The sequence below is a fragment of the Streptomyces sp. NPDC030021 genome, from assembly GCF_055574035.1.
On record NZ_JBVIAH010000030.1, the window covers coordinates 1 to 24,723 of the forward strand.

The 24,723-nt window shown below is 71.6% G+C and carries 26 protein-coding genes and 1 tRNA gene; 13 read left to right on the plus strand and 14 right to left on the minus strand.

Annotated features, from left to right (window positions below; all coding sequences use genetic code 11):
- Positions 1–150 precede the first annotated feature (150 nt).
- The 4 genes from ACZ4YL_RS37500 (at position 151) to ACZ4YL_RS37515 (ending at position 2,914) form a co-directional block, all read left to right on the plus strand.
- Positions 151–528 carry a hypothetical protein gene (locus ACZ4YL_RS37500; protein ID WP_468122688.1) on the plus strand — a complete coding sequence of 126 codons (378 nt, stop codon included), beginning with the start codon at positions 151–153 and terminating at the stop codon, positions 526–528.
- Between the two features lie 524 nt (positions 529–1,052).
- Complete coding sequence (locus tag ACZ4YL_RS37505) at positions 1,053–1,805, plus strand: DUF6879 family protein (protein ID WP_468122690.1); 753 nt, start codon at positions 1,053–1,055, stop codon at positions 1,803–1,805.
- A complete protein-coding gene (locus tag ACZ4YL_RS37510; RefSeq protein ID WP_468122692.1) occupies positions 1,802–2,644 on the plus strand; it encodes a helix-turn-helix domain-containing protein in 843 nt (280 codons plus the stop codon). The genes ACZ4YL_RS37505 and ACZ4YL_RS37510 overlap by 4 nt, the downstream gene beginning before the upstream one ends.
- Before the next feature lie 87 nt (positions 2,645–2,731).
- A complete protein-coding gene (locus tag ACZ4YL_RS37515; protein ID WP_468122694.1) occupies positions 2,732–2,914 on the plus strand; it encodes a hypothetical protein in 183 nt (60 codons plus the stop codon).
- Between the two features lie 286 nt (positions 2,915–3,200).
- On the opposite strand, the gene ACZ4YL_RS37520 is transcribed toward ACZ4YL_RS37515, so the two are convergent.
- Entirely contained in the window at positions 3,201–3,677 is a 477-nt protein-coding gene (locus tag ACZ4YL_RS37520) for a GNAT family N-acetyltransferase (RefSeq protein ID WP_468122696.1), read from the minus strand.
- 18 nt (positions 3,678–3,695) lie between these two features.
- Positions 3,696–4,586, minus strand: a complete 891-nt coding sequence (locus ACZ4YL_RS37525; RefSeq protein ID WP_468122697.1) for an aminoglycoside phosphotransferase family protein — start codon at positions 4,584–4,586, stop codon at positions 3,696–3,698.
- A 655-nt stretch (positions 4,587–5,241) separates the two neighbouring features.
- Between ACZ4YL_RS37525 and ACZ4YL_RS37530 the strand changes: the two genes are divergently transcribed.
- Positions 5,242–6,627, plus strand: coding sequence for an NAD(P)/FAD-dependent oxidoreductase (locus ACZ4YL_RS37530; protein WP_468122698.1), 1,386 nt, complete (start codon positions 5,242–5,244; stop codon positions 6,625–6,627).
- On the opposite strand, the gene ACZ4YL_RS37535 is transcribed toward ACZ4YL_RS37530, so the two are convergent.
- From ACZ4YL_RS37535 to ACZ4YL_RS37545, 3 genes are all read right to left on the minus strand, one after another.
- A complete protein-coding gene (locus ACZ4YL_RS37535; protein WP_468122700.1) occupies positions 6,628–7,044 on the minus strand; it encodes a hypothetical protein in 417 nt (138 codons plus the stop codon).
- On the minus strand, positions 7,041–8,750 hold the full coding sequence (locus ACZ4YL_RS37540) for a right-handed parallel beta-helix repeat-containing protein (RefSeq protein ID WP_468122701.1): 1,710 nt from the start codon (positions 8,748–8,750) through the stop codon (positions 7,041–7,043). Before ACZ4YL_RS37540 ends, ACZ4YL_RS37535 begins: the two co-directional genes overlap by 4 nt.
- An 86-nt stretch (positions 8,751–8,836) precedes the next feature.
- Positions 8,837–8,910 (minus strand) — tRNA-Thr (locus tag ACZ4YL_RS37545).
- Positions 8,911–9,094: 184 nt separating this feature from the next.
- On the opposite strand from ACZ4YL_RS37545, the gene ACZ4YL_RS37550 reads away from it, so the two are divergent.
- The 3 genes from ACZ4YL_RS37550 to ACZ4YL_RS37560 all read left to right on the plus strand — a co-directional run bounded on the left by ACZ4YL_RS37550 (position 9,095) and on the right by ACZ4YL_RS37560 (position 11,601).
- Complete coding sequence (locus ACZ4YL_RS37550) at positions 9,095–10,183, plus strand: ABC transporter ATP-binding protein (protein ID WP_468122702.1); 1,089 nt, start codon at positions 9,095–9,097, stop codon at positions 10,181–10,183.
- A 210-nt stretch (positions 10,184–10,393) separates the two neighbouring features.
- Positions 10,394–10,807 carry a hypothetical protein gene (locus ACZ4YL_RS37555; protein WP_468122703.1) on the plus strand — a complete coding sequence of 138 codons (414 nt, stop codon included), beginning with the start codon at positions 10,394–10,396 and terminating at the stop codon, positions 10,805–10,807.
- A gap of 26 nt (positions 10,808–10,833) precedes the next feature.
- Positions 10,834–11,601: a nucleotidyltransferase family protein gene (locus ACZ4YL_RS37560; protein WP_468122705.1), complete on the plus strand. Its 768-nt coding sequence runs from the start codon at positions 10,834–10,836 to the stop codon at positions 11,599–11,601.
- Positions 11,602–11,710: 109 nt separating this feature from the next.
- Here the strand turns inward: ACZ4YL_RS37560 and ACZ4YL_RS37565 are convergent, their stop codons facing one another.
- From ACZ4YL_RS37565 to ACZ4YL_RS37590, 6 genes are all read right to left on the minus strand, one after another.
- A complete protein-coding gene (locus ACZ4YL_RS37565) occupies positions 11,711–13,243 on the minus strand; it encodes a DoxX family protein (protein WP_468122706.1) in 1,533 nt (510 codons plus the stop codon).
- Between the two features lie 179 nt (positions 13,244–13,422).
- A complete protein-coding gene (rlmB, locus tag ACZ4YL_RS37570) occupies positions 13,423–14,394 on the minus strand; it encodes a 23S rRNA (guanosine(2251)-2'-O)-methyltransferase RlmB (RefSeq protein ID WP_468122708.1) in 972 nt (323 codons plus the stop codon).
- A gap of 94 nt (positions 14,395–14,488) precedes the next feature.
- The gene (gene cysS, locus ACZ4YL_RS37575) at positions 14,489–15,895 is read right to left on the minus strand and encodes a cysteine--tRNA ligase (RefSeq protein WP_468122710.1); all 1,407 of its coding nucleotides are present in this window, start codon (positions 15,893–15,895) and stop codon (positions 14,489–14,491) included.
- A 94-nt stretch (positions 15,896–15,989) separates the two neighbouring features.
- On the minus strand, positions 15,990–16,502 hold the full coding sequence (gene ispF / locus ACZ4YL_RS37580) for a 2-C-methyl-D-erythritol 2,4-cyclodiphosphate synthase (RefSeq protein ID WP_390801274.1): 513 nt from the start codon (positions 16,500–16,502) through the stop codon (positions 15,990–15,992).
- Entirely contained in the window at positions 16,492–17,238 is a 747-nt protein-coding gene (gene ispD / locus ACZ4YL_RS37585; RefSeq protein ID WP_468122712.1) for a 2-C-methyl-D-erythritol 4-phosphate cytidylyltransferase, read from the minus strand. Before ispD ends, ispF begins: the two co-directional genes overlap by 11 nt.
- A gap of 270 nt (positions 17,239–17,508) precedes the next feature.
- A complete protein-coding gene (locus ACZ4YL_RS37590) occupies positions 17,509–17,991 on the minus strand; it encodes a CarD family transcriptional regulator (RefSeq protein ID WP_003953493.1) in 483 nt (160 codons plus the stop codon).
- A gap of 589 nt (positions 17,992–18,580) precedes the next feature.
- On the opposite strand from ACZ4YL_RS37590, the gene ACZ4YL_RS37595 reads away from it, so the two are divergent.
- Entirely contained in the window at positions 18,581–19,273 is a 693-nt protein-coding gene (locus ACZ4YL_RS37595) for a DUF461 domain-containing protein (protein WP_468122713.1), read from the plus strand.
- Between the two features lie 90 nt (positions 19,274–19,363).
- On the opposite strand, the gene phoP is transcribed toward ACZ4YL_RS37595, so the two are convergent.
- Together phoP and phoR are read right to left on the minus strand one after the other, a co-directional pair.
- Entirely contained in the window at positions 19,364–20,035 is a 672-nt protein-coding gene (phoP, locus tag ACZ4YL_RS37600) for a two-component system response regulator PhoP (protein ID WP_465270536.1), read from the minus strand.
- Positions 20,036–20,085: 50 nt separating this feature from the next.
- Positions 20,086–21,285, minus strand: a complete 1,200-nt coding sequence (phoR, locus tag ACZ4YL_RS37605) for a two-component system sensor histidine kinase PhoR (protein WP_314254193.1) — start codon at positions 21,283–21,285, stop codon at positions 20,086–20,088.
- Between the two features lie 217 nt (positions 21,286–21,502).
- On the opposite strand from phoR, the gene phoU reads away from it, so the two are divergent.
- From phoU to ACZ4YL_RS37620, 3 genes are all read left to right on the plus strand, one after another.
- The gene (phoU, locus tag ACZ4YL_RS37610) at positions 21,503–22,180 is read left to right on the plus strand and encodes a phosphate signaling complex protein PhoU (RefSeq protein WP_030009600.1); all 678 of its coding nucleotides are present in this window, start codon (positions 21,503–21,505) and stop codon (positions 22,178–22,180) included.
- Between the two features lie 170 nt (positions 22,181–22,350).
- Complete coding sequence (locus tag ACZ4YL_RS37615; protein WP_468122716.1) at positions 22,351–22,500, plus strand: hypothetical protein; 150 nt, start codon at positions 22,351–22,353, stop codon at positions 22,498–22,500.
- Between the two features lie 117 nt (positions 22,501–22,617).
- On the plus strand, positions 22,618–23,121 hold the full coding sequence (locus tag ACZ4YL_RS37620) for a hypothetical protein (protein ID WP_468122718.1): 504 nt from the start codon (positions 22,618–22,620) through the stop codon (positions 23,119–23,121).
- A 217-nt stretch (positions 23,122–23,338) separates the two neighbouring features.
- Here ACZ4YL_RS37620 and ACZ4YL_RS37625 read toward each other — a convergent pair whose 3' ends face one another.
- Positions 23,339–23,896, minus strand: a complete 558-nt coding sequence (locus ACZ4YL_RS37625) for a TetR/AcrR family transcriptional regulator (RefSeq protein WP_468122719.1) — start codon at positions 23,894–23,896, stop codon at positions 23,339–23,341.
- A gap of 97 nt (positions 23,897–23,993) precedes the next feature.
- Here ACZ4YL_RS37625 and ACZ4YL_RS37630 point away from each other — a divergent pair, with 97 nt between their 5' ends.
- On the plus strand, positions 23,994–24,584 hold the full coding sequence (locus ACZ4YL_RS37630) for a DUF2867 domain-containing protein (protein ID WP_468122721.1): 591 nt from the start codon (positions 23,994–23,996) through the stop codon (positions 24,582–24,584).
- Positions 24,585–24,723: the final 139 nt, after the last annotated feature.

Here is a 24,723-nt window from a genome sequence, read left to right on the forward strand (position 1 = left end):
GGGACACGCAGGAGGGTCCCCGCAGGACGAGGCGCGACCGCGGCCGCCTGGCCGTGACAAGCCCGAACGCGCCGAGCCGAGGAGACCCTCGTGCGTGTCCCCGCCCCACACCACCCAGCCCCGCCGACGATTGAGGCGACCCACCTCGGCATGAGGAATCCACACCGCCGAGCCGACCGCAGGGCACCCCGCACGGGCACCGCCCAGGGCGTCCTCGGCCCCACCATGCTCCAGCGCGTCGGCGCCCCCGACCCGCTGCGCGTTCTGGAAACCCGCGCCCTCGCCGAGGGCGGAGGGTGGACGATTGCCGGCGCCATGGTCGAATCCGATCCGGAGCGCTACGGCGGGACATCGGACATGCGGGCCGCTCTGACGCTGGAACTGGTGCTCAGCGCGATCGTGCTGGGTGAGGGCGCTACCGAGCTACGAACTCGGCTGGTGAAACTGGCCACCCCCATGTCCTCCAGCAACGATGCACTTGCCGGAGTCGTACTGCACAGCGTCCTCGGCTTGCGCTCGGGAACCTGAACCGTTCGGATTCGCGGGGCCGCGGAATCACCTCGAAGCGACGCCTTCAACCACGTCGTCTGGACACGGCAGTGGCCGGTGTCCATCCGTCCACCGACCGGAACGTCCACACCCTTGAGACCTCTGATCTGCTGGCCGTTCGTCGCCGAATCGCGGTAACTCTGGGTGATCCGGACCTGGGGGGAGACCCCCAGATCAAGCCGAGACGGATCGAAGAGTGATAGCAGCTCGGTATCTGTACGGGTTCCAAGGTCTGCGCGACGACGCAATGCATAGCGGCTACGCCTCTGGCCTGCGGATACTCGCTCCCGCAGGGGTCGTAGCGCCTCTCCGAGCCAGCCTGAGCCGCCATTTCGGCTCACTGCTCGTCGTAGCCGGCCTGGCCCCCTACTCCCCGGCATGTCCCGGGGAGTAGGGGCCCTTTTCGCGTCGGTCCCGAGAATCATCGCGAATCACGCAGGCCAGGGAGGCTGCGCCCGTCCCATCCTGGTCGGGACTTGTCCGCTGGTGGGAGGGGAACGGCAATGGCACGGCGACTCAGGTTCATCGGTACCAACTCGGGCAACGACGGATGCCCGACCCTGTACGAGGACCTGGACACCGGGGAGGTCCTGGTCCAGGGCGACGCCGTGACCGACCCCCACGACGTGGCGCAGCTCCGGAACGTCAAGGATGGGGAGGGGTTCGTGGTCGTCCCGCGCGTACTCCTGGCCGACTTCGCGCCCAGGGACGCGGAAAGGACGCCCGTGCTGATCGACTTCGAGGAGTTCGCCGGGATGTTCCGGACCTTCGCGCACACGGCTTGGCGCCTGGAGAGCCGGCGTCGCTACCAGTCGGACGAGGAGACCGAGACGTACCAGCGGTTCGTTCGGGGCGAGGACGCCGGCTGGGACCTGGACGACCCCTGGTGCGTATCCCGGCGTGAACAGTCCGCCCTGGGCAAGCGCTTCGAGCGGGTACGGATCGCCGACAGCCCGCCCACCCCCGGTCAGTGCTATCTGCTCGACAACGCCCGCCGCAACAGCGCGGTCGGCGAGGACATCCGCAACCTGTGGCGCTCCGAGGCCGAAGCGCTGCAACTTCCCGACGAGGACTTCTGGCTCTTCGACTCCCGGGTCATCGCCCGGCTCCACTTCGATGACGACGACGTGATGACCGGCGTCGAACTCGTCACGGACCCCGTCGAGGTGGCCCGCGCGTGCCAGGTCCGGGACGCCGCGTGGCACCACGCCGTCCCGTACGAGACTTTCGCAGAACAGGTGCCGTCCGCCGAGTGAGCACCGACTTCCAACAAGCAAGAGTTGCCCTCGGTGCGCGGCTGCGCGAGCTGCGCACCGATCGGCGTCTCACCGGCCGCGAGTTGGCGGTCCTGCTCGGCTGGACCCAGTCCAAGATCAGCAAGTTGGAGACCGGCCGCCAGACCGCGACGGCGGACGACCTGCTGGCGTGGGCGGACGCCACCGGCCACCCGCAGGCGGCTGCGGAGCTGATCACCCGGCTCCGGAGCCTGGAGTCCCGGTCCCGCGCATGGCGCAGACAGCTCGCAGCGGGCCACAAGCCAGTACAGGACACGCTCACGGCCGAGTACGAACGCACGAGGACGTTCCACGTCTGGCAGGGCTCCACGGTCGTGGGCATGCTCCAGACCGCCGAGTACGCCCGCCACGTCTTCACCCGCTACGCCGACCTCCACCAGTCCGTCCGGGACACCGAGGAAGCCGTACGGGCCCGCGTGAAGCGCCAGGAGATGCTCTACGAGCCGGGGCGCACGTTCCACATCGTGATGTGGGAGGCCGCGCTCCGGGCGCTCGTGTGCCCCCCTCCCGTACTGGCCGCCCAGCTTGACCGCCTGACGGGCGTCCTCGGGCTGGACACCGTCTCCCTGGGCATCGTCCCGTTCGGCGCCTCCCTGAAGATCCCGCCGGCCAACGGCTTCTGGCTGTACGACGACCGCCTGGTGATCGCGGAGGACTGGCACGCGGAACTCTGGCTGGACGACGCGGACAGCGTGGGCGTGTACCGGAAGGTCTGGCAGGCACTCTCCGATTCCGCGGTCTACGGGGCGGACGCCCACCGCGTGATCGCCCGCGCCCGGCGGGCTCTCGACACCGCCTGAGAATCCACCGGAAGATCGCGGCCCAGCCCGAGAATCCCGGCGAATCAGCCCCGACAGGACCGGGCACCCGGCCCTAGCGTCCCCCTCATGGACAGCTCGCACGAACTGGAGACAGTGACCCTGAGCACGGTCGTGGAGTCGCTGCGCGAATCGCTGGTGGCCGCCGGAATCGTTCTCCCCTCGCTGGGCATCGACCCCGCACCGCCCGGCCCGGGGCTGGTGAGACTGGGCAGTGTCCGACGGCCTGGGCCCCGCGGACGCGTGCCGTGACGCCGCGCGTGACTTCGAAACTCCAGCAAGACGGAGGCCCGGAGTCACGCGCGCAAGCGTTCCGCCTCCGCGCGGGCGGCCACCGCCTCGGCACGTGCCATGGCCCGGTCCGCAGGCTGCTCCAGGTGCTCCGCCAGGTTGTCCAGAGCCTCGGCAATGTCATCCCGCCATGCCGCGTATGCGGCATCGGTGCAGGGCGCTCCGGGACGCTGGCCACGCACACTCCGCAGGTGGCGGAGGGCTGCCTTGAGCGCGGTAGCGATCGGTGGCAAGGGCTCCGGTGCGCTCACTCAGCCCCGCCCAGCTTGCGAAGCGCGTCATCCGTCAGACGGTTCACCGTCCACTCGTCCATTGACACGGCCCCAACTGATCGATAGAAGTCGATGGCAGACAAATTCCAGTCGAGGACCGACCACTCCAGCCGCTCGTAGCCGCGCTCGACGCACGTACGCGCCAACTCCGCCAGCAGTGCCTTGCCGTGGCCGCCACCGCGCACGCCCGGCCGCACGTACAGGTCCTCCAGGTAGATGCCGTGCGCCCCACGCCACGTCGAGAAGGAGAGGAACCACACCGAGAAGCCGACCGCCTCCCCCTCGTCCGTCTCCGCGATGTGCGCGAACACCGCCGGACGCTCCCCGAACAGCACCTCCCGCAACTGCTCTTCGGTGGCCCGCGCCTCGTGCGGCACCTTCTCGTACTCCGCGAGCTCGCGGATCATCGCGTGGATGACGGGGACATCGGTGACTTCGGCGTTACGGATCATGCCCGCAGCCTAGGGCGGTCACCGCCCCAGCAGCACCTCGGCGACCGTCAACTGGTCCTCGTCCAGCCGCACTTCCCCGTCCTCCACGTCCCACAGACAGTTCTGCAGCACCCGCCCCAGCGTCCAGGCCCGCGCCCGCTCCCGCTCCAGACCCGCCACCCGGGTCAGCAGGTCGAACCGCCACCGCACGTCCCCGGCCCGGAAGTTGTTGATGACGGCCGGCATGAGATCGAAACCCGGATCACCCGCCAAGGGCTTCGGGTCGATCGCCAGCCACGGCTCCCGGCCGCCCGCCAGCACGTTCTCGTAGTGCAGATCCCAGTGCAGCAGCCGGTCCCCCGGCTCCCCCACGACCTCCGCCACCGCCGCCGCGCAGTCCTTCAGCAACCGCCGGTCCCGCGCCTCCACCAGCCGCGCCAGCGCCCGCGGCACCTCCTCCAGCATCCCGGCGGCCATCTCACCGAGCCCGCGCAACCCCGCCGGAGCCGGCACCGCCGTCAGCCGCGCCACCAACTCCCCGACCACCACCACCGCCTGCCGCGCGTCCTCCCGCGCGAGCGCCGCCAGATCCCGCCCCTCGTCCAACCGCTCCAGTAGCAGGGTCCCGGTGTCCACATCGTGCTCCAGCAGCCGTACGCAGCCCTGCCCGTCCCACGCGCGCAGCGCGACCGGCTCCCCCACGCTCTCCTCGTCCACCGCCACCAGCTTCAGCACGGCCCCCCTCCCGTCGGCCCGCTCCACCGGCAACACCAACGCCGTCACCCCGTGCATCACCGGCCCGTTCCGCCGCAGCTCCCACCGCTCCAGGAAATGCGCCGCCCGCCCGGGCAGCGCGGCGATGAACTCCCGCCCCGCGTCCCCGTTGAACCCGACCTGCGCCTCGACCAGCCCGTCCGGAATCTCGACCATCCCCGGACGTTACCCCTGCGGTGCTCCTGCGGAGTTGCTCGGCGGTGTGGGGTGCGGGTCGGGCTGCCGGGCCCCTGCGGGGTGCTCGGCGGTGTGCTCGGCGGTGTGCGGTGCTGGTCGGGCTGCGCCCGGGGCGGCGCCTCAAACGCCGGCGGGGCTGGGTGGTGCGGGGCGGGGCCCCGCACGAGGGTCTCCTCGGCTCGGCGCGTGCGGGGATGTCCCGGCAAGGCGGCCCGGGTCGCGCCTCGTCCTGCGGGGACCCTCCTGCGTGTCCCCGCCCCACGGCAGGACTTCGACAGCGACGGCGTGAGGGGCGGGGGGACGTGGCGGGGTGTCCCCGCAGGACGAGCGCGCAACCCCGCCCGACAACCGAGACATGCCCGTAAGGCGCGAGCCGAGGAGACACCCCGCCACGGCCCCCCGCCCCGACCCCCTACCGACAAACCCGCCTCCTCCGACCCCGCCGCCCACCGATGCACGGGCCCGCACTTCCAGCCCCGCCGGCGATTGAGGCGCGGGCCCGGGCAGCGCCCGGGATACGCCGCACACCGCCGAGCACCCCCGCAGGGACACCGCACGCCGTCCAACCAACACCCCCGAACCACGACACACCGTCCCTGGACACCCCTGCGAAACGGGGTGTACCAAATCCCCCATGACGATCAACGGCGGCATTTCCTTCTGGTACGCGTCCGAGCGAAGCGGCACCCCGGCCACCCCACCCCGCGCACCCCTCACCACCGACACCACGGCCGACGTCGTCATCGTCGGCGGCGGCTACACCGGCCTGTGGACCGCCTACTACCTCAAGCGCGCCGCCCCCGACCTCCGCATCACCGTCCTGGAACAGAAGTTCTGCGGCTACGGCGCCTCCGGCCGCAACGGCGGCTGGCTCTACAACGGCATCGCCGGCCGCGACCGGTACGCCGCCCTCCACGGCCTGCCGGCCGCCCGCCGCCTCCAGCAGGCCATGAACGAGACCGTCACCGAGGTCATCGACGTCACCACCAAGGAAGGCATCGACGCCGACATCCACCGCGGCGGCGTCCTCGAAGTCGCCCGCACCCCCGCCCAGCTCGGCCGCCTGAAGGCCTTCCACGCCCGCGAGGCCGCCTTCGGCGAGACGGACCGCGAACTCCTCGACGCCCCCGCCACCCGCACCCGCATCGACATCGCCGACGCCGTCGGCTCCAGCTGGAGCCCCCACGGCGCCCGCATCCACCCCCTGAAGCTGGTCCGGGGCCTGGCCGCCGCCGTCGAAGCCCTCGGGGTGGTCATCCACGAGTCCACCCCCGTCACCGAGATCGCCCCGCGCCGGGCCGTCACCCCGTACGGCACCGTCCGCGCCCCCCACGTACTGCGCTGCACCGAGGGCTTCACCGCCGCCCTCAAGGGCCAGAAGCGCTCATGGCTCCCCATGAACTCCTCGATGATCGTGACGGCCCCGCTCCCCGCCGAGACCTGGTCCCGGCTGGGCTGGTCGGACAGCACGCTCCTCGGCGACATGGCCCACGCGTACATGTACGCCCAGCGCACCGCCGACGACCGCATCGCGATCGGCGGCCGCGGGGTCCCGTACCGCTTCGGCTCCCGCACCGACCACGACGGCCGCACCCAGCCGGCCACCGTATCCGCCCTGACCACCCTCCTGACCTCCTTCTTCCCGCAGCTCGCGGGTACGGAGATCACCCACGCCTGGTCGGGTGTGCTCGGCGTGCCCCGCGACTGGTGCGCCACCGTCACCCTGGACCGCGCCTCGGGCCTGGGCTGGGCGGGCGGCTACGTGGGCTCGGGCGTCGCCACCGCCAACCTCGCGGCCCGCACCCTGCGCGATCTGGTCCTCGGCGAATCCACCGAACTGACCACCCTGCCCTGGGTCGGTCACCGCGTCCGCCGCTGGGAGCCGGAACCCTTCCGCTGGCTCGGCGTCCAGGCCCTCTACGCCGCCTACCGCGAGGCGGACCGCCACGAGAGCACCACCCACCGCCCGACGACCACCCCCCTGGCCCGCCTGGCCGACCGCATCTCGGGCCGCCACTGATCAGACGGCCGAGGTCAGGCCCTCGATCGCCGTCCGGGCCCATTCCTGCGCCCCCACCGCCGACCCGGCCACCACCCCGGTCGCCACCGGGGCCAGGGCTCCCTTGAGCGCGGCCAGGGCGCGGCGCAGCCGCCCCTGATCGGGCTCGTCCGTCCCGGCGACCTCCGCGAGGACGTCCTGGGCGGCGGCCTCGGCGTCCTCGCGGTCCCGGTCGGGCAGACCCGCCCCGGGGAGCTGCTGCAGCAGGTCGGCGACGAGGGCGGCGAGGGCGGCGACGGCCTCGGAGCCGGGCGCGGGCGCGGTGTTGTTCTGCTGGTTCTGGGTGACGCTGTCGTTGCCCCAGGCGAACTGGGCTCCGGAGACTGCGCCGTGGAAGACCGGACCGGACCGGTCGGCGTTCTGCTGCTGATCGCTCATGTGCGGTTACCGTCCTCGTTCGTCGTCTGGTTCAGGACGGCGTGGACGTTGTTCCACGCCAGCTGGACATCGCGGACCGGGCCGTTGAAGACCGGTCCCTCGTAGTGGTTGTGGACGACCGTCGGGTCCGGTTCGGTCCGGACGGCCTTTTCGAGCACCGGCAGCGACGTGCGCAGTCCGGCCAGGTCGACGAGCCCGTTGTGCAGGACGCCCAGCTGTCCCGTACCCGTCACGGAACAGCCCTCAAGCCGGCCTCCGGCGCGGTCGACGAAACTCACGCCGCTCACCGCGCAGTCGGCGAGGGTGGCGTCGACGACCTCCAGCCGGGCGGAGTCCCTCGCGAAGACGCCCAGTCCGTCGCTGCCGGTCACGGTGAGGTTCCGCGCGACGACCCGTGCGCTGCCGAAGGCGGACGCCCCGCCGGTGGTCACCGCCTCGGCCCGGCAGTCGTGCAGGAGCAACTGGGCCTCCTCCCCGGCGCCGAAGGCCAGCGCCGCCCGCTCCACCGACACCCGGCGCAGCGTCACCCAGGACTGCCCGAGAGCGGTCACCGCGGCCATGTCGACGTCCCTCATCACCCCGTCGGTGACCTCGGCCTGCGTGCCGCCGTTGCCCCGGGTCTCCAGCCCGGACGGGCAGCGTTCCACCGTGACGTGCTCGAAGACGGCGGTGGCCTCGTCGTGGACCCGCAGGGCGGCACTGGTCAGGTCCCGGACCTCGATCCGGGTGAACCGGCCCCGGCCGCCGTCGGTGACGGCGACTCCGACCTTGCCGTCCGCGACACGGCAGCCGTGGACCTCCGGGGCGCCGCCCCGGGTCACGTGCACCGCGACGTTGCCCGCCCCGGAGATCTCGCAGTTCTCGAACCGGCCGCGGCCACCGTTGTTGACGTCGAGGCCGGTGTCACGGCAGCCGGTGAGCACGCAGTCGCGCACCACCGGGTCGGCGCCGCTCGCCACCGCGATCCCGAACTGCGCGTCGACGACACGGGTGCGCTCCACACGGCCCCGGGACTGCTCGATGTACGCGACGCCCTCCGCCTCCACGGACTCGACGAGGCAGTCGGTCACGGTCAGTTCCGCCCGCGCGCCCGCGAAGACCGCGGCCATCCCGGTGCGGGTCAGCACGCACCCCTCGATCCGGGCCTGCCCGCCGCTGACGCGGACCCCGTGGATCCGGCTGCCCTCGATCCGGCTGCCGACGAGCGAGAGCCGGCCGCCGTCGATCACGGCGAGCGCGTTGTCCGCGGCGTCGGTGAACCGGCACCGCTCGACGAGCCCGGCGGCCCCCGCGAGCAGGACCCGGCCGTGCAGGACCGTACTGTCCCGCAGCGTCACCAAGGTGCCCGGCCGGGCGTGCAGCGCGACACCGTCGTACGCCCGGATCTCGGTCCGCTCCAGCGTCAGCGTCCCCGCGTGGCAGCCCACCACGTCGGCGTCCCGGCCGACCAGTACGAGGCCCTGGACGACCGCCGGCGCGAAGGAGTTCAGGACGGCGCCCCGGGGCCGTGCCACGACGACCGAGCCGGGCCCCCCGACCGCGACCAGGCGGACCTCGCCGCGGACGGTGAGCGTCTCCTCGTAGTGGCCGGGCTCGATCTCGATCAGCGCCGCCCGCCCGCGCCGGGCCGCCTCGGTGAGGGCGGAGGTGATGTCCCGGTGGGCGCGCCGGCCCCCGTGCGGTGAGACGACGTACCGCGCGACCATTCCCGCCTCCCCTGTCGGACAGCCCCCGAACGGTCAGAGGCCCTGCCGTCCGCTCGGACGACAGGGCCTCTGGTGTACTTCCTCGGAGCCCCCTGTCGGATTCGAACCGACGACCTACGCTTTACAAGAGCGTTGCTCTGGCCAGCTGAGCTAAGGAGGCGCAACCGCCCTCACTCTACACAGCGGCCCACATCGCGTAATGCGAAATTCGACACCTTCCCGGTGCTGACAGGAGCCGTCCGGGCGGGTAGCGTCGAGCGGAAGTCCACCTAGTGGACTAGACCCATTCTTCCTTCCACTCGGATCGTCCGGCACGTTCCTGCCGGTAGAAGGGATTCATCACCATGGCTTCTGTCACTTTCGACAAGGCGACCCGGCTGTACCCCGGCGGCGACAAGCCCGCCGTCGACCAGCTCGAGCTGGAGATCCAGGACGGCGAGTTCCTCGTCCTCGTCGGCCCGTCCGGCTGCGGCAAGTCCACCTCGCTGCGCATGCTGGCCGGCCTGGAGGACGTCAACGGCGGCGCCATCCGCATCGGCGACCGCGACGTCACGCACCTGCCGCCCAAGGACCGGGACATCGCGATGGTGTTCCAGAACTACGCGCTCTACCCGCACATGTCCGTCGCCGACAACATGGGCTTCGCGCTCAAGATCGCCGGTGAGGACAAGGCCACCATCCGCAAGAAGGTGGAGGACGCGGCGAAGATGCTCGACCTCACCCAGTACCTCGACCGGAAGCCGAAGGCGCTCTCCGGCGGTCAGCGCCAGCGCGTCGCCATGGGCCGCGCCATCGTGCGCAAGCCGCAGGTCTTCCTCATGGACGAGCCGCTGTCGAACCTCGACGCCAAGCTCCGCGTCTCCACCCGTACGCAGATCGCGGCGCTCCAGCGCGACCTCGGCATCACCACCGTCTACGTCACCCACGACCAGGTCGAGGCCATGACGATGGGCGACCGCGTGGCGGTCCTGAAGGACGGGCTGCTCCAGCAGGTCGACACCCCGCGCAACATGTACGACCGCCCCGCGAACCTCTTCGTCGCCGGCTTCATCGGCTCGCCGGCCATGAACCTGGTCGAGGTCCCGATCACCGACGGCGGTGTGAAGTTCGGCGACAGCGTCGTCCCGGTGTCCCGCGAGGCGCTGTCCGCGGCGGCCGACGCGGGCGACCGCACCGTCACGGTCGGCGTCCGCCCGGAGCACTTCGACGTCGCCGAGACCGGCGGTCTGACCATCGTCGTGAACGTCGTCGAGGAACTCGGCGCCGACGGCTACGTCTACGGCTCCACGGCCTCCGCCGAGGGCTCGCAGGACCTCGTGGTCCGCGTGGGCGGCCGCCAGGTCCCGGAGAAGGGCTCCAGCCTCCACGTGGTGCCGCGCGCGGACGAGATCCACGTCTTCTCGACCTCCTCCGGCGAGCGGCTCTCGGCCTAGTTCCCGCAGGTTTCGCAGTCGTTGGAGGGGCGTCCCGTCAAGGGGCGCCCCTCCGGCGTCCGTTGACCGTCCGGGACCACGGCAGAATCCTGGCAGACCGGGCCATTCGGCCCCGACCGTCAACCCTTAATTCGAAAAACCACGTCGAACCATCCCCCGACAGGGTGACTAAATGTCGCCAAATCTTCACCGAGCGCTACTCTCGCCCTCGTGACCCACACTGCCCGCCGTATCGGCCGTTCCCTCGCCCTGGTCCTGCCCGTCGTCCTGGTCCTGTCCGGGACCCTCGCGGTCACCATGGTCCCCTGGGCGGACACTTCGTCCTCCCAGGTCCTGACCGCCTCCGCCGAGGACGTCTCCGTCCCCGCGAAGCCGCGTGCCGCGCACGAGGTGCTGCGCGATCAGCTCGTCGGTGAGCTGCAGCAGGGCGGCCGGCCGGACGACGTGCTCACCCACCTCCAGCAGGAGGTGAACCAGCGGCCGTCGCTCGCCGAGCACTGCGTGGGGATCGCGCGGGCGCTGGGGCGGGCCGCCGTGGACGCGTACGGCCCGACGAAGGCCCAGTCGTTCGCCCGGCCCGTCTGCGACACCTCGTACGCCTCCGGCGTCGCCTCCATGGACTGACGCGCCACCTCCCTACGCTGGCCGTCATGACCGACGACCACCGATCCGCTCCGCCCGCTCCCTCCGCAGCCGCGTTCCCCGCCGCCCCCACCCAGGCCGTCGTCCTGGCGGGCGGCCAGGGTTCGCGGCTGCGTCCGTACACGGACGACCGTCCGAAGCCGATGGTCGAGATCCCGGGGACGGGCGTGCCGATCATCGGGCACCAGCTGGCCTGGCTGGCCTCCGAGGGGGTCACGGACGCCGTGGTCTCCTGCGGGCACCTGGCCGGGGTGCTCCAGGAGTGGCTCGCCGGGGCCCGGTTGCCGCTGCGCGTGACCACGGTGGTCGAGGAGGAGCCGCTGGGCCGCGGCGGCGGTCTCAAGTACGCCGCCCGGCACCTCCCGCATCCCGACGGGCCCTGGTACGCGACCAACGGCGACATCTGGACCCGGTTCTCGCTCCGCGAGATGGCCGCCTTCCACGCGGAGCGTGACGCGGTGGCCACGCTCGCGCTGGCGCGGCCGCGGATCCCGTGGGGGGTCGTGGAGACCAACGAGTTCGGGCAGGTGCTGGACTTCATCGAGGCTCCGCCGTCGCCCTATCCGGTCAACGCCGGCGTGTACGTCTTCAGCCCCGAATTCGCCGCGCTGCTCCCGGACTTGGGGGACCACGAGCGCACGACGTTCCCGCGCCTGGCCCGTGAGCGGCGCCTCGCGGGCTTCCCGCTGCCGCAGGGGGCCTACTGGCGGGCGATCGACACGGCGAAGGACCTCACCGAGGCCGCACGGGAGTTGGCGGCGCAGAAGGGCGCCTGAGGCCCCGCACGGACCGGCCGGTGCCCGTACGTACGCGGCTTCGCGCGCCCGGCACACGCACGGGGGCCCGGCACGCGCGCGTGCCGGGCCCCGTTTCCCTGTGCCGGTGTCAGCCGATGAGCCCGCCGATCAGGCCCGGCTGCTTGGGGGCCGGAGCCCCGCCGCCCGTGCTGCTCCCCGCGGAGGAGGAAGGCTGCTTCGGCGAGGAGGACTGGCGGGGGGTGCTGCGCGGGGTCTGCTGCTGCTTGCCGGTGGTGCCGCGCGTCGCGGCGGGCGACTCGGAGCGTGTCCCCGAAGTCCCCTTGGAGGGGGTGCCGGACGCGGTCTTCCCGGACTTCGCGGCGGGCTCGGTCGCACTGGCCGAGGGCGAGGCGGCCTTGGTCGGCGGCTTCGTGGGCTGCTGCTGTCCGGGCTGCGGACCGGCCGGCGCCTGCTGCGGCAGCGGACGGCCGGGCAGGTAGTTGCTGGGGGCCTCGCCCGGCCCGGGGACGGTGACGACGGTGGAGGAACGGACGGCGCCGCCGAGGAGCGAGCCGATGAGCAGGGTGAGCCCGCACACGACGGTGGCCATGACGGCCCCGCGGCGCAGTACGCGCCGCCGCAGCCGCCAGATCTCGGAGCGCGGGCCGAGGGTGCGCCAGGCCTCGCCGGCGAGGCGTCCGTCGAGTGAGTAGACCGGGGCGCCGGCGATGATCAGCGGGCTCCAGGCGGCGAGGTAGATGATGTCGGGCGCGTCGTAGGCCGGGACGGTCTTCCAGCTCACCGTCATCAGCAGTGCGGCGGACAGCAGCGCCCCGAAGCAGGCGGCGAACCGCTGCCACAGGCCGAAGACCGTGAGCACGCCGACGATGACCTGGAGGAAGGCCACGCTCAGACCCGCGCCGACCGGGTGGGCGAGGGCGAAGTCGCGCAGCGGCTCGGCGAGTGCCCAGGGGTTCAGCGTGTGCAGCCAGGTGACCATGGAGCCGCGTTCGCCGCCGTCGAAGTAGACGGGGTCGCACAGCTTGCCCATGCCGGCGTAGATGGAGATGAAGCCGAGGAAGACGCGCAGCGGGAGCAGCACGACGCCGAGGTTCATCCGGCGGCCGGGGTAGTAGGAGGCCTGCCCGCGGGTGTCGGGTCCGGCCCGGCGGGAGTCGGCCCCGGGGCCGAAGCCGGGCGGCTCCTGCTGGTAGGGCAGGTCGCGTACGGCGGCCAGGGGACGGGTCTCGGCGGGGTCCCCGTAGCTGCGCTGGCCGATGACGGTCGGCGTGGCGAGGGTGTCCTCGGCGAGGTCGTGAGCCAGGTCGACGCGGGGGATGACCTGGGTGGTGCCGCCGTCGTACTCGTCGTGTCCGCGGCCGGCCTCACGGACGGCCTGGAGCAGTCCGCCCATGGCGGCGGCGTCGCCGGCGTCGGACTTGCCGCTCCAGACCACGGGGGCCCGGCGGCGGGTGGCCCCGGCGGCCGCCACCACGGCGCCACCCAGAACGGGTGCGCGGCCGGGGGCCTTCGCGGGCTTGGAACGCGCGCTCGGGCTCGGTGCGAGCCGCACGCGGAAGCTGGCGTGGTTGACGATGACCTGTGCGGGGTCGCACGGCACCTTGACCATGCTCAGCGCGGGCTGGTCGTCGAACCCTGACGTTCTGGTGTCCACACTCATCTAACCGAGTGATCAGTGTTTAGGACACTGCCTTGACGTCAGGGATGTGTCCGAGACCCGTCAAGATCAAGCCACCCCGCCCGAATCGGGCGGGGTGACACGCTCACGGGTCATATTCCGTGAGCCAAGTGGATCAGTCGCGCGAGGGATCCGCCGGGCGGGGATCCGTCGTGCGGGGATCAGACGCGGCCGCGGTCGGCACGGCGGCGGGCCGCCTCGTAGAGGACCACGCCGGCGGCGACACCGGCGTTGAGGGACTCGGCGCCACCCGGCATCGGGATGCGGACGAGGTAGTCGCAGTTCTCGCCGACGAGGCGGCCGAGGCCCTTGCCCTCGGAGCCGACGACGATGACGACCGGACCCGCCAGCTCGGCCAGGTCGTTGACCGTGTGCGTGCCCTCGGCCGCGAGGCCGACGATGGTGATGCCGGCCTTCTTGTAGTCCTGGAGGGCGCGGGTCAGGTTGGTGACGCGCGAGACCGGGGTGCGGGCGGCGGTGCCGGCCGAGGTCTTCCAGGCACCGGCGGTCATGCCGGCGGCGCGGCGCTCGGGGATGACCACGCCGTGGCCGCCGAAGGCGGAGACGGAACGGACGATCGCGCCGAGGTTGCGCGGGTCGGTGACCCCGTCGAGGGCGACGATCAGCGGGTCGTCACCGTTGTCGTACGCGGCGGCGGTGAGGTCCTCCGGGTGCGCGTACTCGTACGGCGGGACCTGGAGCACCATGCCCTGGTGGTTGAGCCCGTTGGTCATGCGGTCGAGCTCCGGGCGCGGGGCTTCCATCAGGTTGATGTTGCCGCGCTCGGCGGCGAGCTGGAGGGCCTCGCGGACGCGCTCGTCGTTGTCGATGAACTGCTGGACGTAGAGGGTGGTGGCCGGGACCCCGTCGCGCAGCGCCTCGAAGACCGGGTTGCGGCCGACGACCATCTCGCTGGTGCCCTTGGGGCCGCCGCGGCGCGGGGCGGGGCGGCGCTTGGCGGCCTGGCGGGCCATGGCGTTGCTGATGCGGTTCGCCTTGTGCTTCTTGCGGTCCTCGGCCTTGGGCGTGGGGCCCTTGCCTTCCAGGCCCTTGCGCCGCTGGCCACCGCTGCCGACCGTCGCGCCCTTCTTGTTGGACGTGCGGCGGTTCCTGCGCTGGCTGTTCCCGGCCATGACTTCTACCTGTTTCGTTGGTGCTGCGGTATGTACGTATGAAGAGTGTGCCGCCCGGAGCTCCGGGCAGCACACCAAGCTCAGCTGCCTGGGCTCAGCGGGGGCCGAGCGTCCAGCGCGGACCCGTGGGGCTGTCCTCGATGACCAGCCCGGACTGCTGGAGCTGGTCGCGGATCGCGTCGGCGGTCGCCCAGTCCTTACGGGCCCGGGCGGACTCGCGCTGCTCCAGGACGAGTCGCACGAGGGTGTCCACGGCGCCGTGGAGCTCCTCGCCGCGGTCGGAGCCGTTCCCGCCGTCCCAGTGGGGGTCGAGCGGGTCCAGGCCGAGGACGCCCAGCATGGCCCGCACCTCGGACAGGCGCGCGATGGCCGCGTCCTTGTCGTCGGCGGCGAGCGCGCTGTTCCCCTGGCGGACGGTGGTGTGGACGATCGCGAGCGCCTGCGGGACGCCCAGGTCGTCGTCCATGGCCTCGGCGAAGGCGGGCGGGACCTCGCCCGCCGGCTCGACGGGGCCGCCGGCCTTCTCGATGACGCGCTGGTAGAAGCCCTCGATCCGGGCGAAGGCCGACTCGGCCTCGCGCAGGGCCTCCTCGCTGTACTCGATCATCGACCGGTAGTGCGGGGTGCCGAGGTAGTAGCGCAGGACGATCGGGCGCCACTGCTTGACCATCTCGGAGACGAGGACGGAGTTGCCCAGCGACTTGGACATCTTCTCGCCGGACATGGTGACCCAGGCGTTGTGGACCCAGTACTTCGCGAACTCGTCGCCGAAGGCCTTGGCCTGGGCGATCTCGTTCTCGTGGTGCGGGAAGATCAGGTCGAGCCCGCCGCCGTGGATGTCGAAGGCCTCACCGAGGTACTTGTGCGCCATGGCGGAGCACTCCAGGTGCCAGCCGGGACGGCCGCGGCCCCAGGGGGTCTCCCAGGAGGGCTCGCCGGGCTTGACCGACTTCCACATGGCGAAGTCACGGGCGTCGCGCTTGCCCGTCTCGCCGGTGCTCTCCGGCTGGCGGATGTTGTCGAGCTCCTGGCGGGAAAGCGAGAGGTAGCCGGCGTACGACTTCACGTCGAAGTAGACGTTGCCCTCGGACTCGTAGGCGTGGCCGCGCTCGATGAGGCCGCGCATCATCTCGACCATCTCGGTGACGTGGCCGGTGGCGCGCGGCTCGTAGGTGGGTGGGAGGCAGCCGAGGGCGCTGTAGCCGTCGTTGAAGGCGCGCTCGTTCTCGTAGCCGATGGACCACCACGGGCGGCGCTGCTCGGCGGCCTTCGCGATGATCTTGTCGTCGATGTCCGTGACGTTGCGGATGAAGGTGACCTCGTAGCCCCGGTACTCGAACCAGCGGCGCATCATGTCGAAGTTGAGGCCCGACCGGATGTGCCCGATGTGCGGGGCGGCCTGCACCGTGGCGCCACACAGGTAGATCGAGACACAGCCCGCGGTGAGCGGGGTGAAGTCGCGGATCTGCCGGGCGCTGGTGTCGTACAGGCGAATAGTCACGGCATCCAGGGTAGTGGCCCTGTAGCAGTGCCCCGCGACCCTTTCGGGACCCGGGGCACCTTTGTTGCCGAAGATGTACGGCCGCTACGAGGGATCAGGCCCGGTTCGTCCGGTACACGAGGGCCGTGGCGATCGCCGCGAGCCCCTCGGCGCGGCCGGTGAGCCCCAGGCCGTCGGTGGTGGTGCCGGACACGGAGACGGGGGCGCCGGCGGCGGCCGCGAGCGCCTTCTGCGCTTCTTCGCGCCGCTTGCCGATCTTCGGGCGTACGCCGATCACCTGGATGGCGATGTTGCCGATCTCGAAGCCCTCGGCGCGGACGATACGGGCCGCCTCCGCCAGAAGGGTGACACCGGCGGCGCCGGACCACTCGGGGCGGGAGGTGCCGAAGTGCGCGCCGAGGTCACCGACACCGGCGGCGGAGAAGAGCGCGTCGCAGGCGGCGTGGGCGGCGACGTCCCCGTCGGAGTGCCCGGCGAGGCCGTCCTCGCCCTCCCAGAGCAGGCCGGCGCACCACAGCTCGCGGCCGGTCTCGAAGGCGTGCACGTCGGTGCCGATGCCGACGAGCGGGATCAGCGGGGCGGTGTGCGTGGTCGGCTCAGTAGCCATCGGTGGCCCTCCTGCGGGCGAGTACGGCCTCGGCGAGGACCAGGTCGAGCGGGCGGGTGACCTTGAAGGCCTCTTCGTGGCCCGGGATCACCATGACGGTGACACCGAGGCGTTCCACCATTCCGGCGTCGTCGGTGGCGCCCTCGCCGTCGACGGCGATCGCGGCGTGCGCCTGCCGGAGGGTGGCGAGGTCGAAGCCCTGCGGGGTCTGCACGGCGCGCAGCCGGGCCCGCTCGGGCGTGCCGAGGACGGGCTCGGGCTCGCCGGGCTTGCCGGGCTCGACCTCCTTGACGGTGTCGGCCAGGGGCAGCGCGGGCACCACGGCGGGCGCTCCGTCGCGTACGGCTTCGACGACCGAGTCCACGGTGTCCACGGGGACGAGCGGGCGGGCCGCGTCGTGGATGAGTACGGAGGTGATGTCCGGCGGCAGCGCGTCCAGGCCGGCGCGGACGGACTCCTGGCGGGTCTCCCCGCCGGGGACGACCAGCAGCTCGGTGCGCTCGGGCAGCGCGTGCTCGCCCAGCAGCAGGCGCACCTCGGCGGCCTCGGCGGGCGGGGCGACGACCACCACGAGGGAGACCGCGCGGGAGCGGGCCATCGCGCGTACGGCGTGGATGAGCATCGGGGTGCCGCCGAGGGCCCGCAGGGCCTTGGGGGCACCGGGACCGAGGCGTACCCCCCGGCCGGCGGCCGGGATCACCGCGGCGGTGCGGTGGGGACGCGTTACGTCAGACATCAGTAGCTCCGAGCCAGGTTTGTGACTTCGGCCGACATGGGTATGGCCTGAAGGGTGCCGGGTGCGACGCCCCTCGCCCCTTCCGTGACGACCGGTCGAGCAGGCTGCCCGGGCCCGGCACGCCATCGTGATGGTGGCAGTGAGGCAGTAAGGCACAAGGTACGGATACAGACATGCCGCAGCGCCCGGCAACAGGCCTCTCGTGGAGGAGAGACCTTGTCATCGGGCACCGCGGCAAGCTGCGCACCAAATGGTGCACGGGGACTCGCGTCAGGACGCGAGCACCTCGTCGAGGAGGGCCTCGGCCTTGTCCTCGTTCGTGTTCTCAGCGAGCGCGAGCTCGCTCACCAGGATCTGGCGTGCCTTCGCGAGCATGCGCTTCTCACCCGCGGAAAGCCCGCGCTCACGCTCACGACGCCACAGGTCACGCACCACTTCGGCGACCTTGATGACATCGCCAGAAGCGAGCTTCTCCAGATTTGCCTTGTAGCGCCGGGACCAGTTCGTCGGCTCTTCTGCATACGGTGCACGAAGCACCTCGAAGACCCGGTCCAGCCCGTCCTGGCCGACTACGTCGCGAACGCCGACGAACTCCGCATTGTCCGCAGGCACACGAACCGTCAGGTCGCCCTGGGCGACCTTGAGCACCAAGTAGGTCTTGTCCACGCCTTTGATCTGACGAGTCTCAATGGCCTCGATCAGCGCGGCCCCGTGATGGGGATAGACCACGGTGTCGCCAACCTTGAACGTCATGTGACAGGTACCCCTTCCGTGGCTATCCAGGGTAACACGAGAACTGACTGTTATGAATGGCGTTTTCGCAGGTCAGGGCACATCTCGGGGCTTGACAACAGCAACACGAACGTGCTGCGGAGAGCTTCCGGAAGGGGGTATTCGCAGGTCGGGGGCGCTGCGCGGACCAGGCGAAAGGGCCACGCTACACCTGCCCGGCACCCCCATCAGTGTGACGTACGTCCCGTTTTGCCGGGTTCGGAGTCGAGAAACCGAACTACTCCGTCCGACTGGCGGCCGCCCTCACCGGGCGGGTTCCGGCCCAATCCCGAATTGATCACGAAGTGCGTTCGAGGGAATCCGGAAATTGATCAACACGGGTGCGGCGCACGATATGCGAACGCCGCAAGATCGGCCCGGTGAACGGCACGGCGGAATGCAAGATCGCGGGACGCTCCCAGGGCGGCGGCTGCGCTGCGGAGGGTCGGGTGCGGGGGCGGGGCGGCGGCTCGGTAACCTAAGCGCGCTGACACACCCTTAGAGCGGCTTTACCTCGGCCGTTCCGAGCGTCCACCCGCCCCTTCCGTTCGTCCAAGGAGTTGCCGCCGCCGTGAGCCGCAGCCTTCGACGCGGCGCCCTCGCCGCCACTGCCGTCGTGTTCTCGATCGCCTCGCTGGCCGCATGCGGTGCGGGCCAGGAAGCGCAGACCCTCCAAATCAAGCCGGACAACGCCGCCGCCGCCAAGGGCGAGATCGAGGTCCAGAACGCACTGGTGATCACCCAGGGCCAGAAGGGCGAGAAGGGCCCCGCGGTCGTCTCCGCGACGGTCTTCAACAACGGCACCAAGGCGGAGACGCTTGACGGCATCACCCTCCCGGGTGGCAAGGGCAAGGTCGCGCTGAAGCCGGCCGAAGGCTCCGGCAAGGTCACCGTGCCGGCCCTCGGCTACGTCGTGATCGGCGGCAAGGGCAACGCCTCCGCCGTGATCGAGGACGGCGCGGCGACCGTCCGGGACGGCGAGGTCCAGAAGGTCCTCTTCCAGCTGAGCAGCACGGGCGGCATCGAGCTGGAGGCCTTCGTGGTCCCGGCCACCGGCGCGTTCGCACCGTTCGGCCCGACCGCGGCCCCGGCCGCGCCCGCCACTCCGTCCGGTTCCCCCTCGGGCACGCCGTCGGGCTCCCCGTCCGGCTCCCCCTCGGCCGGGGCCACCGGCGCGGCCGCGGGCGCCACCCCGTCCGGGTCCGCCTCGGGCAGCGCCACCGGTACGCCGTCGGGTTCCCCCTCGCACAGCGCCGGCCACTGACGCGGACCCCGCGTACGCATACGGGAAGGGCCCCCATCCGCATCAGCGGGTGGGGGCCCTTCCCGTACGGCCTTTCAGGGCCGGGTCGGCTTACGGCTCGAACTTGTAGCCGAGACCGCGCACCGTGACCAGGTAGCGCGGCGCGCCCGGGTCCGGCTCGATTTTCGCGCGCAGGCGCTTGACGTGGACGTCCAGCGTCTTGGTGTCACCGACGTAGTCGGCGCCCCAGACCCGGTCGATGAGCTGCATACGGGTCAGCACGCGGCCCGCGTTGCGCAGCAGCATCTCCAGCAGGTCGAACTCCTTCAGCGGGAGGTCCACCTTGCCGCCGGAGACGGTGACCACGTGGCGGTCGACGTCCATCCGTACGGGGCCGGCCTCCAGCGCCGCCGGGGTGACCTCCTCCGGTTCGCCGCGGCGGCGCAGGACCGCGCGGATGCGGGCGACCAGCTCGCGGGAGGAGAAGGGCTTGGTGACGTAGTCATCTGCTCCTATCTCCAGCCCGACGACCTTGTCGATCTCGCTGTCCTTGGCGGTCACCATGATCACGGGGACGTTGGAGCGGCCGCGCAGCTGCCGGCAGACCTCCGTGCCGGGCAGGCCGGGAAGCATCAGGTCGAGGAGGACGAGGTCGGCGCCGTTGCGCTCGAACTCGTCCAGCCCGTCGGGCCCGGTCGCGGCGATGGCGACCTCGAAGCCCTCCTTGCGGAGCATGTAGGACAGGGCGTCGCTGAAGGATTCCTCATCCTCGACGACGAGCACTCGGGTCACGGAAGGACCTCCGGGGCAGGAATGGCTGGAGCGGTTCTGGGTCAGGCAGGGGTCGGGTGGGTGCGGGGGGCCGCCGCCGGGGCCGGGGCGGCTGCTTCAGGGAGCCGCAGGGTGAACGTGGAACCCTGGCCCTCCGAGCTCCATACCGACACCTCCCCGCCGTGCGAGGCCGCCACGTGCTTCACGATCGCAAGGCCCAGGCCGGTTCCTCCCGTGGCTCGGGAGCGGGCCGGGTCCACGCGGTAGAAGCGCTCGAAGATGCGCTCGCGGTCCTTTTCCGGGATGCCGATGCCCTGGTCGGTCACGGCGATCTCGATCAAGTCTCCCCCAGGAGCCGTCACCCTGCGTCCGGCGATGCCGACGCGGGTGCGGGCGGGGCTGTAGTTGACGGCGTTCTCGACCAGATTTCCGAGGGCGGCCGCGAGCTGTCCGCGGTTGCCCCAGACACGCAGGTCGGCGGTGCCGCCCGCGGCCATGGTGATCTGTTTCGAGGACGCCGTGTGGCGGCAGCGGTCGATGGCCTCGGCGACCAGCGTGTCCACGCGTACGGGCTCGGCGTCCTCCAGCGGGTCGTCGTTCTGCACCCGGGAGAGGTCGATGAGCTCCTGCACGAGGTTGATCAGCCGGGTGGACTCGATCTGCATGCGGCCCGCGAAGCGGCTGACCGCCTCGGGGTCGTCCGCGGCGTCCATGACGGCCTCGGACAGCAGGGAGATCGCTCCGACCGGGGTCTTCAGCTCGTGGGACACGTTGGCCACGAAGTCGCGGCGTACGGCCTCGATGCGGCGGGCCTCGGTGAGGTCCTCGACCAGGAGGAGCACCAGCCGGGAGCCGAGCGGGGCGACGCGCGCCGAGACCGCGAGGGCCTCTCCCCGGCCGGTACCGCGCCGGGGCAGGTCCAGCTCGACCTGGCGTATCTCCCCGTCGCGGCGGGTGTCGCGGGCCATGTGGAGCATCGGCTCCACGGCGAGCTTGCCGCCGCGGACCAGGCCGAGTGCGTAGGCCGCCGAGCTGGCCTTGACCACCGCGTCGCCCTCGTCCAGTACGACCGCCGAGGAGCGCAGCACGGAGAGGACGGTGTCCACGCCGGGCGGCAGCACCGCGTTGAGGTCGGGGCGCATGGAGCTCCGGGTGGGGCGGGCCTGGTCGCGCTCGCTCCAGCGGAACGCCAGCATCGCGATCACACCGGTGCAAAGACCGGCGATCGCTGCAGCTGCGGCGACCGCCGCGTTCACGTCCATGGATCCAGGTTAAGCAGGCACGACGACACTTCCACAGCCGTTCGGGTGGCACCTCGAACAGTCGTCGCCCAGAGTTCACCCTGGCGACGGGGTTGATTCACTTGCGGTGCCGGAGTCGGACGCGTTTGCGGCTCACCGTGTCAACGTGGGGCCGCTGGCCGCCCCGGCCCGCCCACGGGCAGTACCGCAGTAGTAGGTCGAGAGAGGGACACGAGACATGCGCGACGCGTACCACGAGGAACTGGACTCGATCGGAGAAGGCCTGGTCGAGATGGCCCGGCTCGTCGGCTCCGCGATCGGGCGGGCCACGACGTCCATGCTCGACGCCGACCTGAAGCTCGCCGAGAGCGTCATCGCCGCCGACCAGAAGGTCGACGACCTCCAGCACGACCTGGAGGCCCGCGCCATCGCCCTCCTGGCCCGCCAGCAGCCGGTCGCCACCGACCTGCGCATCGTCGTGACCTCCCTGCGGATGAGCGCCGACCTGGAGCGCAGCGGTGACCTCGCCCAGCACGTGGCCAAGCTCGCCCGGCTGCGCTTCCCGGACCGTGCCGTGCCGCGGGACCTGCACGCCACCATCCTGGAGATGGGGCAGCTGGCGCAGCGCCTGATGGCGAAGGCCGCCGAGGTGATCATCACGAAGGACGTCGACCTCGCCCTCCAGCTGGAGCAGGACGACGACGAGATGGACCAGCTGCACCGCACGCTGTTCCAGCACCTGATGGACGACCGCTGGAAGCACGGCATCGAGACGGCCGTGGACGTGACCCTGCTGGGCCGCTACTACGAGCGCTTCGCGGACCACGCGGTGTCGGTGGCCAAGCGCGTGGTCTACCTGGTCACGGGTGAGCACGCGGACGACCTCCAGCAGCCGACCCAGGTCGAGGGCGTCTGACGCCGGCCTCGGAAGCGGGGGATCCGGAAGAAGGGCATCCGGGCCCGCGGGGCACGCCGAGCCCCAATGCGCCGTTGACGCGCCGGTACCGCTGGGCATGAATGAGGGCGAGGGCGGTCGTCGCACGAAGTCCCGTATGCCGCGGGGCACCGCCCCTGCGAGGAGGAACCATGCCCGATTCCCCCGTCCCCATCACCCCGGAGCAGGAGCAGACGCCGAGGCCGGAGCCGCTGCGGCTGCCGCTGCTCGCGGCCTGCGGGTGCGGCTCCGGCTGCGGCTGCGGCTGCCAGTCCGGCGCCCCCTGCCAGTGCGGCGGCTGACCGCCTCCCGCCGGCTGCACGCGCACGACGGGCCCCGTCCGAGTTCCCTCGGCCGGGGCCTTTCGCATGCGTGCGCGCGGAACCGTCACGCACACCTGCACGTCCTAGATCTTGAACATGTTCGAATCGATCTTGGGGGTTGGCGTGCCGTGGAAGACCAAATGGATGATCGCCCTGGCGGTCCTCTTCGTGGCCGTGGTGGAGGTGCCCGCACTGGTCTGGTTCTGCGGGCTCCTCTACGCGCTTGAGCACGCGGGCGAGACGGAGACGCGGGCCACGGGGTGCGGGAAGGCCATGACGGCGATCGGCTGGAAGCTGCCGCCCCGCGCGGAGCGCCAGGAATGCTCCGAGATCGACGACCCGGCCTGGCCCAGCCAGTGGTCGGGAACGTTCCGCATGCCCCGGTCGGACGTCCACGGCTGGCTCGGCACCCACCCGAAGCATTTCCCGGACGGGCGGCCCGGTGCGGGACCGGTCGAGGTCCCGAACGGGATGCACCTCGACCTCAGCTACCCGAAGTCGCCCAACTTCGGGCACGGCGGGATCGACATGGTGACCGTCGAGGTCGTCTGGGAGGGCGAGGACAGCGCCGCCGTCACGTTCAAGACCTTCGACGACTAGGCCGTCCCTTCCGGATCTTGTCGGATGAGCCCGGGTCGTCCGGTGCATGGGGTCTCCCCAGGCCCGCAGGGCCTAGGGGAAGCATCGCAAGGCGGAGGGGCGCTTGTGTACTGGACGTACTCAAGTGCCCCGACAACGCGGCGAGGTGCCGTGCCGGGCGGGCCGGGCCCGGCAAGATCCGGAAGAGGCGGGCCAGGCCGTCCCTCGCGTCCGGCGCCTATCTCAGGAGCCAGTTCCGGGTCAGCTCCATGACCTCCGCGTGCGTGCGGGCACCGTGGTCGACGTGGATGAAGTGCTCGCCGATCCGCAGCGAGTAGGCCAGCAGACAACGGACCTCGACGTCGTCCTCGTCGGTGCAGATGTCGCGGAACAGCGAACGCAGGTACTCCATGCGCCGGTTGTCGGTACGCCGCAGCCGCTGCGCGACGTCCTCGTCGCGCCTGGCCCAGTCGCGGATCGCGAGGTCGGCCGTGGTGCCCCTGACCGGCCCGTCGGCCGACGAGGCGATCGCGAACAGCCGCTCCAGCCTGGCCCGGGCGTCTCCCCCGCCGCTCTCGACCTGCTCGATCACGGCCTCGGCCACCGCGTGCTCCCAGGTGTCGAGCATCTCGGTGAGCAGCGCGCCCCGGCTGCCGAAGTACCCGTAGAAGCCGCCCTTGCTGACCCCGAGCGCCTGCGCCAGCGCCTCGACGCGGACGGCCTCGGGGCCGCCGGCGGCGAGCGCCCGCAGCCCTTCCTCGATCCACTTTCCGCGCGGTGTGCGGGTCGCGCCCATGCTGTGCTCCTCCTCACACGGCCCCCATCTATACGGTGCCGTATAGATAGGTGCTAGCCTCGATCTATACGGCATCGTATAGATAAGGGGCCGACCCATGAGACTCCCCAAGACCGCGCACACCTCCCGCCCCTGGCGGGTCCACGAGATCGCCGGCGACTTCCGGGTCGAGGACGTGTGGGCACTGCCGACCCCGGGCGGGCCCGACGACCTCGCACGCCTGGTACGCCAGTTCGCGGGCGGCACGGGAGATCCCGTCCCCTCCCCCGTGGCGCGCGTACTCTTCGCGGTCCGCTGGAAGCTCGGCAAGCTGTTCGGCTGGGACAAGACCGACGGCGGCATCGGCACCCGGGTCCCGACCCTGCGCGACCGCCTGCCGGCCGACCTCCGCGAGGGCGAGCGGGGCCCCGACCTCCGGTCGGCCCCGTTCACCTCGGTCTTCCAGACCCACGACGAGTGGGTGGCGGAGAGCGCCAACCGGACCATGCACGGACTGCTGCACATCGGCTGGGTCCCGGACGGCGAGGGCGGCCACCGCGGCCAGATGACCGTCCTGGTGAAGCCGAACGGCCGCCTCGGCGCCCTCTACATGCTGGGCATCAAGCCCTTCCGCTACCTCGGGGTCTACCCGGCCCTGCTGCGCTCGATCGGCCGCGAGTGGCAGGAGAACACCCCCACCGCCCCCTGAACCACCCCGCCACCCGCCCGTCCCACTCCGAAGGTGTACGCGCACCTGATGCCCGGCAGCCGGGACCGGGCCCGGAAGGCTCTCGGCGGGGCGCTCCGCCCGCAAGACCCGCCGGCCTGAGGGCCCAGAGCTGCCCCAG

What these genes read in the sequence shown, in the direction of transcription:
- ACZ4YL_RS37500 (WP_468122688.1), top strand. Translation starts at nt 151, where the DNA reads ATGAGGAATCCACACCGCCGAGCCGACCGCAGGGCACCCCGCACGGGC.
- ACZ4YL_RS37505 (WP_468122690.1), top strand. Translation starts at nt 1,053, where the DNA reads ATGGCACGGCGACTCAGGTTCATCGGTACCAACTCGGGCAACGACGGA.
- ACZ4YL_RS37515 (WP_468122694.1), top strand. Translation starts at nt 2,732, where the DNA reads ATGGACAGCTCGCACGAACTGGAGACAGTGACCCTGAGCACGGTCGTG.
- ACZ4YL_RS37520 (WP_468122696.1), bottom strand. Translation starts at nt 3,677, where the DNA reads ATGATCCGTAACGCCGAAGTCACCGATGTCCCCGTCATCCACGCGATG.
- ACZ4YL_RS37525 (WP_468122697.1), bottom strand. Translation starts at nt 4,586, where the DNA reads ATGGTCGAGATTCCGGACGGGCTGGTCGAGGCGCAGGTCGGGTTCAAC.
- ACZ4YL_RS37530 (WP_468122698.1), top strand. Translation starts at nt 5,242, where the DNA reads ATGACGATCAACGGCGGCATTTCCTTCTGGTACGCGTCCGAGCGAAGC.
- ACZ4YL_RS37535 (WP_468122700.1), bottom strand. Translation starts at nt 7,044, where the DNA reads ATGAGCGATCAGCAGCAGAACGCCGACCGGTCCGGTCCGGTCTTCCAC.
- ACZ4YL_RS37540 (WP_468122701.1), bottom strand. Translation starts at nt 8,750, where the DNA reads ATGGTCGCGCGGTACGTCGTCTCACCGCACGGGGGCCGGCGCGCCCAC.
- ACZ4YL_RS37550 (WP_468122702.1), top strand. Translation starts at nt 9,095, where the DNA reads ATGGCTTCTGTCACTTTCGACAAGGCGACCCGGCTGTACCCCGGCGGC.
- ACZ4YL_RS37560 (WP_468122705.1), top strand. Translation starts at nt 10,834, where the DNA reads ATGACCGACGACCACCGATCCGCTCCGCCCGCTCCCTCCGCAGCCGCG.
- ACZ4YL_RS37565 (WP_468122706.1), bottom strand. Translation starts at nt 13,243, where the DNA reads ATGAGTGTGGACACCAGAACGTCAGGGTTCGACGACCAGCCCGCGCTG.
- rlmB (WP_468122708.1), bottom strand. Translation starts at nt 14,394, where the DNA reads ATGGCCGGGAACAGCCAGCGCAGGAACCGCCGCACGTCCAACAAGAAG.
- ispF (WP_390801274.1), bottom strand. Translation starts at nt 16,502, where the DNA reads ATGGCTACTGAGCCGACCACGCACACCGCCCCGCTGATCCCGCTCGTC.
- ispD (WP_468122712.1), bottom strand. Translation starts at nt 17,238, where the DNA reads ATGTCTGACGTAACGCGTCCCCACCGCACCGCCGCGGTGATCCCGGCC.
- ACZ4YL_RS37590 (WP_003953493.1), bottom strand. Translation starts at nt 17,991, where the DNA reads ATGACGTTCAAGGTTGGCGACACCGTGGTCTATCCCCATCACGGGGCC.
- phoR (WP_314254193.1), bottom strand. Translation starts at nt 21,285, where the DNA reads ATGGACGTGAACGCGGCGGTCGCCGCAGCTGCAGCGATCGCCGGTCTT.
- phoU (WP_030009600.1), top strand. Translation starts at nt 21,503, where the DNA reads ATGCGCGACGCGTACCACGAGGAACTGGACTCGATCGGAGAAGGCCTG.
- ACZ4YL_RS37615 (WP_468122716.1), top strand. Translation starts at nt 22,351, where the DNA reads ATGCCCGATTCCCCCGTCCCCATCACCCCGGAGCAGGAGCAGACGCCG.
- ACZ4YL_RS37620 (WP_468122718.1), top strand. Translation starts at nt 22,618, where the DNA reads ATGTTCGAATCGATCTTGGGGGTTGGCGTGCCGTGGAAGACCAAATGG.
- ACZ4YL_RS37625 (WP_468122719.1), bottom strand. Translation starts at nt 23,896, where the DNA reads ATGGGCGCGACCCGCACACCGCGCGGAAAGTGGATCGAGGAAGGGCTG.
- ACZ4YL_RS37630 (WP_468122721.1), top strand. Translation starts at nt 23,994, where the DNA reads ATGAGACTCCCCAAGACCGCGCACACCTCCCGCCCCTGGCGGGTCCAC.